This is a genomic window from Lysinibacillus sp. 10T31 (assembly GCF_056394365.1).
In genome coordinates, this window is the sequence record NZ_JBFTHS010000094.1 from 1 (window position 1) to 9070 (window position 9070).

The following is a 9070-nucleotide window of genomic DNA, read 5'->3' on the forward strand; positions in this document are numbered from 1 at the left end:
ACGTCACTAAAGTATTCATCTACTGGTTGCCAACCTACTACTCGTATACGTTTTTGTGCAAGTTCTCGTTTGAGGTTAAAATATTCTTGTCTTAGATCCTTTAGCAATGAATCCATCATTGGAAGAAATACCGTTTTCATTTTAAACTGCTCTAATTTACAATAGTCAACCTGCAATGATTTTTAACTGCTAGTTCTAACAAAAGATACTTATGAAGTAACTGTCTTTCGTCGGCTTTAATCATAATAATCAGCATCCAATTGAGCTGATTGAATACTTTGGATTGGAATACTTTTCGTTTTAAGTAGTGTTTCAAGTATGAGTTCATTAGTATTAATCGATTTGATTATTCCAGTCCATTGTGTGATTTTGTAGTCTTTCCACTCTTCTAATTTTATGTGCAATTGCTGATTAAAAGCTCGATCGATTGTATTCTGTAGTTCTTCCAGTTCCCACTCAGTCAATTCTCTTGGCTGTTCTGTGCGCTCTTGTTTGTACTCTCTAAGAAGCTCCAAATGCTCCGGCAACATCATCGATGCCCATTTAATATTACCTCTGTCTTGTATCATAATAAATCACTCCTATGCCAAATGACCACCAACTAAGCGATCTCGATTAATAGCTGTACCAGCTTTTGTGAAAGAAACTGCTCTTAATATTGAGGTAGCTCCAAACCTGTTGCGTATTGCATCCATTGTAGGACCGATTATTTGACGCTGTGGCTTACGTTCATCAAATAAATCCAATTGAATGCTATGCTCTCTCTCTAAGTTGGTTATTCGGACAGATAACTGCCGAGCTGGTTCACCTGCAAAATGTTTATCCAATAATTCAATACAAGTTTTATACATCACAAGTGTCTCGCTTGTTGGTACTGCAATCGTTTTAGATCGATGGAATCCTTTGGTCATAGCGTTTCGACTATAAGAAAGACCAATACTAATTGTACGGCCAACATAACCTGCATCCCGTGTTCGCTTCATTACGTCCTCGCACATTTCAAGGAGCACTACAGAAATTTCTTTACGTGTGTGGTAATCTCTCATCAGCATTTGGCCCTTCCCAAAACTTAAAGCTCCGTTTGTTATTAACGGCTCCCCTAATGTAGATAAATCGATTCCCCATGCATGGTAATAGAGTTGATTGCCCATTACACCAAAGCGCTTTTCTAATTCTTTTAGATCTGTATTAGCCAAACCACCGACTGTTTGTATCCCCATAGCATTTAGATTTGCTTCCATCTGTTTACCGATTCCCCACATTTCAGAAAGGGGGCGAACTGGCCATAATTTCTTTGGAATATCTTCATACGTCCATTTAGCAAAGCCTGTTTTCTTTGCTTCAAGGTCTAAAGCTAATTTGGCTATTAACATATTTGGTCCCATCCCTACTGCACTAGGTATATTAAATTGATCAAGAATAGCCCTTTGTATTTCCTTAGCCGTTTCTTCAGGTGAACCCCAAAGCTTTTCAGTGCCGGTTAAATCAACAAAACTTTCGTCTACACTATACACATGTATAGCATCAACTGGGACGTAATTAGAGATCAATTTTGTAATCGTCATCGACATTTGAATAAAGAAACTCATTTTAGGCTCAAACAATCTAATGTCAGGATGTTTAGGTATTTCATAACGACGGTTATGTGGGTGGTTTTTCTGATAATTAGATTCATATTAAAGATTCTTAATATTAAGATTGTTTCACCGGTATTTATGACATAAAATTAATTTATCTCATAATTATATTTTTAGAGATTAATATTTTTAGAAAAACTTTGATACTTTTAAAAGTTTTCAAATAGTAAGAAGTCTATTAGATTTTCAAGGGGAGGAAAAAATATGGATTACAATTATGAAGGTATTAAATTTAGTGTTAAAAAAGCAAGTGTAGATTTAGATTTGGACTATAATGTGGAATATGCAACTATAGTTGTAGAAGATACAAAAACAAACTTTTTTAAAGTACATCCTGCTACAAATTTTATTAAACATCACTATGGAAAAACAGATCACAATTATAATACACAAAAAAGAGCTGCAGACGTTGTTGTGCAGTTCTTAAATTGGTTGATTATTGATAACTATGGAATCTATAAAATAAACTCCTTAAAAGATCTAACCCTTTCGCATGGTATTGACTTTTTAACACATCTAAAAACAACTAAGTACAAGAAAAAGAAAGATGAAAAAGGTAGATATAGATCTAGAGGAACATTAGAACATGCTGATATGTATCTGAAATACTTCTTCAAATTCTTAAAAGATAAAAAAATTATCCAAGGTCAGTTGGCAGATATTATTGATGAAAATACATACAAATCGAAAAATTCCAAAGCAGCAATCGGTTCTATCTTTATTGGAAATGGATTTTCATTACCGGCTAAAAATGTAACAAGATATGAATTAAGATTAGAGCATTTCCCTAACAATAGATTAATTACATTATTATTGGAAGTAGCAGATTCAGTGGCACCTGAAATTGCATTTGGTATTTATCTTCAAATATTTGGAGGATTACGCAGAGGTGAAGTGGTAAATATTTTAAGAAGTGACCTACGAGAGATTGGTCCTAACGGTGAGTTTGGTTTATCTGTCAGGATAGGATACAAACCTTATTTATGGGAGAGGTTGAACGATATTTCATCATGCTCAGTAAAAAGAGATACAAAAATTTTCCCAATACAACCAATTCAAGTTATACCAGGTATCTCGATAACCTTATTAAAAAATCTAAAAAGTAGATTGGAAACTTTACAAAAAATTAATAAACATAATGCATTATTTATTGATAATGATGGTAATCCAATGAGTGGTGATACGTATGATGCCAGGTTTAAAAAAGTTAAAGAAAAATTTTTAAAAACTGTTAAAAAAGAAATGCCAGCTTATTACTCACTTTTATCAACTAATTCCTGGAACACTCATATCGGTCGTCGTATCTATACTAATATGATGGCAAAGGTAGTTAATGGACCATCTGAATTGGCCCTTCTTCGAGGAGATAAGAATCTGGCATCTGCACTTGCCTATATGAGTAAAGAAGCTATTCTTCATGAAATCCAAGATGGCTTGCAAGAAATGTATCAAGAGAGTATTAATTCGAGTGATAATTTGGATGTGGAAACAGTTAATTTATCACAACAATACAATGAAGGAATAGTAGAATCACTTTCCAGAAAGGATGTTTTAACTTTTGGATAAAAAACTAATGCAAAAAGAAGTTGTAGATTTAACAGGTTTCAGTCCAGATAAAGTTAAAAGATTAGCTGAGTTAAAACTAATCGGATTTGATGGTAAACATTATAACGAGGGTACCGTTAAGCAGTATATGAATTATGAACTAAAAATATTGAATGGTTGTTACGATATAGGTGAGTTTACAACAATAGTAGGAATACCTAAATATGGTGGACTCCATAATGTCGAATTGCATTACCCTGATGAATTCCCCCTTCTTAATATAATAAAACCAATCCCCCCTATTAATGGGAAATACGTTTATATCACTAAAAATTCTGCTATCGATTTTAAGATTGCATTGGATAAAAAAAGGGCAATATTCCTAACCCATATTTCTACAAAAGACCTAAATAGAAAATATGGGTTAGGATTTAAAAGGATAAAATATTATACAAAGATTAGAAAACTTAATCCTATAAATGCGCCCACTGGATTTAAAGAACAAGGATTATACTTTCCTATAGAAGAAGTAGAAACGGTTGTTGCTGAGGAAAAAATTTTTTTAGAAGAACACTATTCAGTTAGTGAAGTAAAAAAATTACTTGGTTATGCAGTAAGTAGTATATCTTCAATTATGGAATTAGTTAAAGCAGGCTATTTAAAATTCCACAAAACAGATTTTGGATTGGAAAGTAACGGTGTTAGCAGCAATACTTTTTGGATAACAAAAGAATCACTTCACTTATTTATAGAATCGTTGGAAAATGACTACATTAAGCTGGACTATATAGTTGATAAATTAAAACTTACACCTAAATACTTAACTAAAATATTCTCAAGTGAAGACAAACTTATTATTAATTATCAGATATATATAAAGAAAGTGAAAGCACTGCAATTTATGAAAGAATATGAGTTAGATAGTATTCCAAATCCGAATTTGTCATATGAAGAACAAAATTATTATACTTTAAAAAATATTGAAAAACTCTCATTAAGAAAAGAGAAAACTCTATATAGCCTTTTACAAAAGTCTGAATATAAAAACTTATTTATAGATTTTATTGAACCTAGTGACAATGAAGGAGATTGGAAACTTAACAAAATAGAGGTAAATGATTATTTAGAGATGATTAATGATTTAAGAAAAAAATATTATACACGACATGAACTACAAGTTAAATTAAATCTACAGAAAACTTTTAAAAATATCCCAATAACCGCCATTGAAATGCCTTTGTTTATGAAATTTTTTAAAAATTTAACTGGTAAATATTTATATGATAAGCAAGAGGCATTACGTTTTTTGGAGAACAAAGAATTATTTTCACTTGTATTCGAGCAATTGCATCTTGATTTAAGCGATTATATTAAAAATTATATAGAGTTAAGAAAAATACCTGAACATCTTGAGAAAACCGCGGAGGTATTGAAATCTTTTGCTGAAAAGTATCTCTCTACAAGACAAGCTAGTCCCGATACCTCAGACCGATATAAAAGAGAATACTTAATATCGATTGAATATTTAATCAACTACAATCTAAAAAAGGAACTTTTCCACTTTGACAATGCAGAAGTACAATTATTCATCGATAATTGTCCATCAATAAAACAAAAAACCTATTTATGGGATATTTTATCATTCGTGAAAAAAGAAAGGTTATGCAAATATTCACTTGAAGAAATACCTAGCCCACGAAACAAACGTTCTAATAAGGAAAAAGAAAAAATTAGTTTTGAGGATTGGATTAATATATACAATTATTGCTTAAAACTCGATAATCACTTAAATCATGCTATTGTCGATAAACAGTACGCAAATTTATGGTTATTCATAATGATCCTTTTAACTAATGCTTGGAGACCTAGCGATGTATTTCGCATTCCCCCTATTCAACCCGAACTAATTGGAGTGCCAAATATTGAATGGTTTAAAATTCATAAACTTACTAAACCTCAGGCTCAAAAAATTATTAATATCATTAGAAGTTATAACTTAGTTACAGCCAAAAATGGCATGCCTAGAGATTTCACATGTAACCTTGATCTAGTTATACCTATGGTAACTGCATTGTGTATTTGTGAATTTCATAGACGTAAAAATAATTCCTCATCAATAATTGATTTTACTAGCGAAACCAAAAAGAAAAATACGATTCGAGCAAGTCATTTTAACTTTTTTTTCAAGAAAAGTGATGATTTAAAACACATCAAATTTTCGCCATTAATTGCTAATCGTTCTCTTATGGAACATCTTTTCTATTCTATACAAGAAAAAAAGGGGAAAGGTAATTCAGCATTTGAATTGGTTATGAAACTGCGCAAACATAAAACTGAGGTAACAAAAGAATATATCGGCTATGGTGAGAACCAAATTTCAATTCATTTATTTAATCGAGGTGAATTTGGCTTTTTATACGAACAATTAATAGAACTTTTAACAGAAGTTAAAGAGAGTTCATTACAAGAAAGAACAACAGAAATTTCATATGTAAAACAATTTTTTGAACCATTTGAAGTTGAAAATCTTTTTAACTTCTTTTCAAAAGTAATGAGTGAGCAAGAACAAAATTTAATGGACCAACTTTTATCTTTATCACCCGATGATGCATTAGAGCATATACGAAATATGTATCTAGGACAAATGCCAGCAAAAAATCCAAACACTCAATGTCTAATTTATCCTAATTGTCATAGACCTTCAAACCAATATAGCTGTAATCAATGTCTATTTGCTGTTCATAATGTTTATGCCTTAACTTCAATCTTTAATGAATTTGAAAATAGTATACAGAGGTATAAAAACTCAAACAAAAAAGGCGTAAAACAAAGAGAACAAAACACCTTAATAAAAATCCAAAACCTTCTTATAAAAACAATAGAAAAATTTGGAGAGGATTATGTATTTAGTTTTTACGATGGTGGAGAAAATTTATTCACGCAAAAATTAGCGCTTTTAGAGGAGTGAGCAAACTTGCCGCAAATTATCGAAAAATCCGACAATTACGATGATATAGAGGAATATTCAGATGATGAATTTATAACTAACCAATCCATAGAAATAGCTAAAGAAATAATTGTAGAGTTAAAAATTAACCATGTTCTAATCAACGGGGAATTTGATGAAGATAATTGGACATTGGTAGATAACAAGGAAATAAATATTCAGAAATATTTCACTTTTAACGACATTATTGACTCTGAAATAAAAATTAAAGTTAAATGCTGGATTTTAAATTATTTACTAAAAATAAAGCCACGTTCAGGCGCAATTTATTTACATAATTTAAAAGAGTTTTTAACAATTACTAATAATTTATTACTTCAAGATATCGATGAGATCGAATCTGCTTTAAATAATTTGGATTCCTCAATCCGAAGCCCTATTTTGTTTTCCGGTGTAAATTTCATTGACTATATATACAGTAGTAGAAACGCGGATCCCTATATTGAATTATTTTTAAACCAATTACGTTCATTGTCCGCAAAGGTTACTCGTTCTTATAACACAAGAGACTTGCCTCCATTTAAGGACATTATTAGATTTAGTTATATACTTACATCATACGCTAGAATATGGGACGCACAGCACGAATTGAAGTTTTCACCAATTTTAATATGGTGGAAATTAACTTCGATTATACCAATGAGGCCTTCTGAATTTTGTTCAATTAAAAGAAACTGTCTGTCTGTCAAAGGGAATACCTATTACATAACATTGCCTAGACAAAAACAAAAAGCCACAACAAAAACTTTTGAGATAATTGATACATTACCAATATCTCAAGAAATTTATAACCTTATACAAAGGTACCTTATTATCTCTGAACCTTTTGGTGAAACCAGTACACTTATCTCTGCTTCAGTTTATCGAAGTACGATGATCCAGTTTCCATCACAAGTCAGAAAAAGAAAATTAAATCCGAATTATTTTGTTCTATATATGTTAAATAATCTATTAAATTCATTTTATACGGAGGTCATAAATGCAACTTTTAATCTTGAACCAATAAAAAAAACAGACTGGATTAAAAAGAAATATAAAAAAAAAATGAATATCGATCAAGAATTTAATGAATTTATTACTGATAAACAGATTATAAAAATACAACCCAATGATACCAGACACTATGCCATTTGCAGTATGATGATTCAAGGTTTTAATCCACTTACTATTGCACGGATGGCAGGTCATCAACATTTAGAATCTCAATATCATTATCAAAAACACATCGAATTTTTTATTGATTCTAAAGCATATGGAACAATTATAGAAAATCGGTTAATAAATAAAAATGATACTGGTAGCTTCGACTCCACTCTAGCAATAAAAGATATTGTTCTTAAATCACTTGCACCTGAAGAATTATTTGACTTCAAAGATGAGGTTGAAATCGGCTTTTGTACAGACAAATTAAAAAGATGCGAATCTAGAATTTGCCTCTTCTGCTCAAAAAATTGGATTCCCCGTGAAGAAATAGAAAAAAATCTCAAGGAGATTATTGAAGTAAAAACTGGATTAAAGAAGAAACTTAAAAATAGAACCGATACACTTAAAAGAATTTACAAAGACATGAAAGTAGAATATAAAAATTGTCGGATTAGCCCTATCGAACTGGAGGAATTGGCCAGAGAATCCAAGTTAACGATAGGTGATATCCATGATTATGCCACGCTTATTACAAATATCTTTAAAGAGAAAGAGTGAAATTAATGATTAAAACAAGAAATCCCAAAGGAGCCGGAAGGAAAAGAAAATATGATAATCCAGAAGAACAAAATAGGTTAAAGAACCTAGTTTATCTGTATAGAGAAAAAAACCCCTCAGGAATAATCAAAATGGCCGATATGGTAAGATTCTCTGAGGAAATGAATAAGATAAATCCAGACGAATTTCCAACAATATACAAGAAAGATGTTTGGTCTACTTGGGGAAATGAATTCATTAAAATAGCAAATGAACCCATCACTATAAAAATCGAGTCGGAAACAGGTTTAAAGCTTGAAATACCAAACTTTTCTGACATTGTCGAAAAATATTCTCATGATAAGACTAAATTATTAGAACATCTTTTACCCTCTGAGAATTTTTTACATGAATCTTTAGCTAAGAATATCAGTTTAACCGCACGAAATAATGAATTGGAAGAGCATATTATTTCATTAAAGCTTAATGTAAATGAACTTAAGGAAACAATAAAGAAATATCAAAAAATGACTTTAGAAATGGCACATCACAGTGGTATAGACAAATATAGAAAAAAGTATGGGCTAGTAAACCAAATATCAGCTTCAGAAAATCATGATGCTTTTGATAATTTGGATAATCTTCATTCATTCCTCGAATCTAAGTCAGATCAAAATAATAATTCTATTAAAGATGATGTTAAAGACACTGACACTGATAAAAAAGACAATGTCGTATTAGCGAACTGGAAAAAAATGAGAAATTAATTAACTTCTTAACATGAAAATAAGACTCTGTTTCAAAAGCTGAAACAAGGGTCTTATTTTTTTGTTTATCGGAAATATAGTTGTAACTTTCTTAAATATCTTCTCAAATCTTTTTAGTTTAGAAAAAGAGAAACAGTTTATATAAAATCAATGAATAGTAGACAACAAAGCTCAAACGAGTGGCTTTTATTACAAAAAAACAGGACTAGTACCTGTCATTTGTTATTGCTTATATGATTAGTCAACAGTTTTTCCACTTGTGATTTAAGAGCTTGATTTGCATAGCGGAGTACTACATCATTACCTGCAGTGGCAACTTGCACGTCACTAAAGTATTCATCTACTGGTTGCCAACCTACTACTCGTATACGTTTTTGTGCAAGTTYTCGTTTGAGGTTAAAATATTCTTGTCTTAGATCCTTTAGCAATGAATC

General features: G+C 30.9%; 6 protein-coding genes and 2 pseudogenes. 4 read left to right on the plus strand and 4 right to left on the minus strand.

From position 1 onward, the window contains the following. The 3 genes and pseudogenes from AC1DCY_RS26215 to AC1DCY_RS26225 form a co-directional block, all read right to left on the minus strand. Positions 1–140, minus strand: a pseudogene (locus AC1DCY_RS26215) (aconitate hydratase); the annotation flags it as partial. A 96-nt stretch (positions 141–236) separates the two neighbouring features. After that, positions 237–569 (minus strand): YolD-like family protein, encoded by a 333-nt coding sequence (locus AC1DCY_RS26220; RefSeq protein ID WP_477355360.1) that lies wholly within the window; start codon positions 567–569, stop codon positions 237–239. A 12-nt stretch (positions 570–581) separates the two neighbouring features. Next, positions 582–1643: pseudogene (locus tag AC1DCY_RS26225) on the minus strand (DinB/UmuC family translesion DNA polymerase); the annotation flags it as partial. A gap of 198 nt (positions 1644–1841) precedes the next feature. On the opposite strand from AC1DCY_RS26225, the gene AC1DCY_RS26230 reads away from it, so the two are divergent. The 4 genes from AC1DCY_RS26230 to AC1DCY_RS26245 are packed head-to-tail and all read left to right on the plus strand — an operon-like array spanning position 1842 to position 8636. After that, complete coding sequence (locus AC1DCY_RS26230) at positions 1842–3203, plus strand: hypothetical protein (RefSeq protein WP_477355363.1); 1362 nt, start codon at positions 1842–1844, stop codon at positions 3201–3203. Then, positions 3196–6150 carry a hypothetical protein gene (locus tag AC1DCY_RS26235; RefSeq protein WP_477355366.1) on the plus strand — a complete coding sequence of 985 codons (2955 nt, stop codon included), beginning with the start codon at positions 3196–3198 and terminating at the stop codon, positions 6148–6150. Before AC1DCY_RS26230 ends, AC1DCY_RS26235 begins: the two co-directional genes overlap by 8 nt. 6 nt (positions 6151–6156) lie before the next feature. After that, entirely contained in the window at positions 6157–7890 is a 1734-nt protein-coding gene (locus AC1DCY_RS26240) for a tyrosine-type recombinase/integrase (RefSeq protein ID WP_477355369.1), read from the plus strand. A gap of 5 nt (positions 7891–7895) precedes the next feature. Next, positions 7896–8636 (plus strand): hypothetical protein, encoded by a 741-nt coding sequence (locus AC1DCY_RS26245; RefSeq protein ID WP_477355372.1) that lies wholly within the window; start codon positions 7896–7898, stop codon positions 8634–8636. Between the two features lie 215 nt (positions 8637–8851). On the opposite strand, the gene AC1DCY_RS26250 is transcribed toward AC1DCY_RS26245, so the two are convergent. Beyond that, the coding region (locus AC1DCY_RS26250) for a YhjD family protein (RefSeq protein WP_477355375.1) at positions 8852–9070 on the minus strand (219 nt) is incomplete at its 5' end.

What these genes read in the sequence shown, in the direction of transcription:
- AC1DCY_RS26220 (WP_477355360.1), bottom strand. Translation starts at nt 569, where the DNA reads ATGATACAAGACAGAGGTAATATTAAATGGGCATCGATGATGTTGCCG.
- AC1DCY_RS26230 (WP_477355363.1), top strand. Translation starts at nt 1,842, where the DNA reads ATGGATTACAATTATGAAGGTATTAAATTTAGTGTTAAAAAAGCAAGT.
- AC1DCY_RS26245 (WP_477355372.1), top strand. Translation starts at nt 7,896, where the DNA reads ATGATTAAAACAAGAAATCCCAAAGGAGCCGGAAGGAAAAGAAAATAT.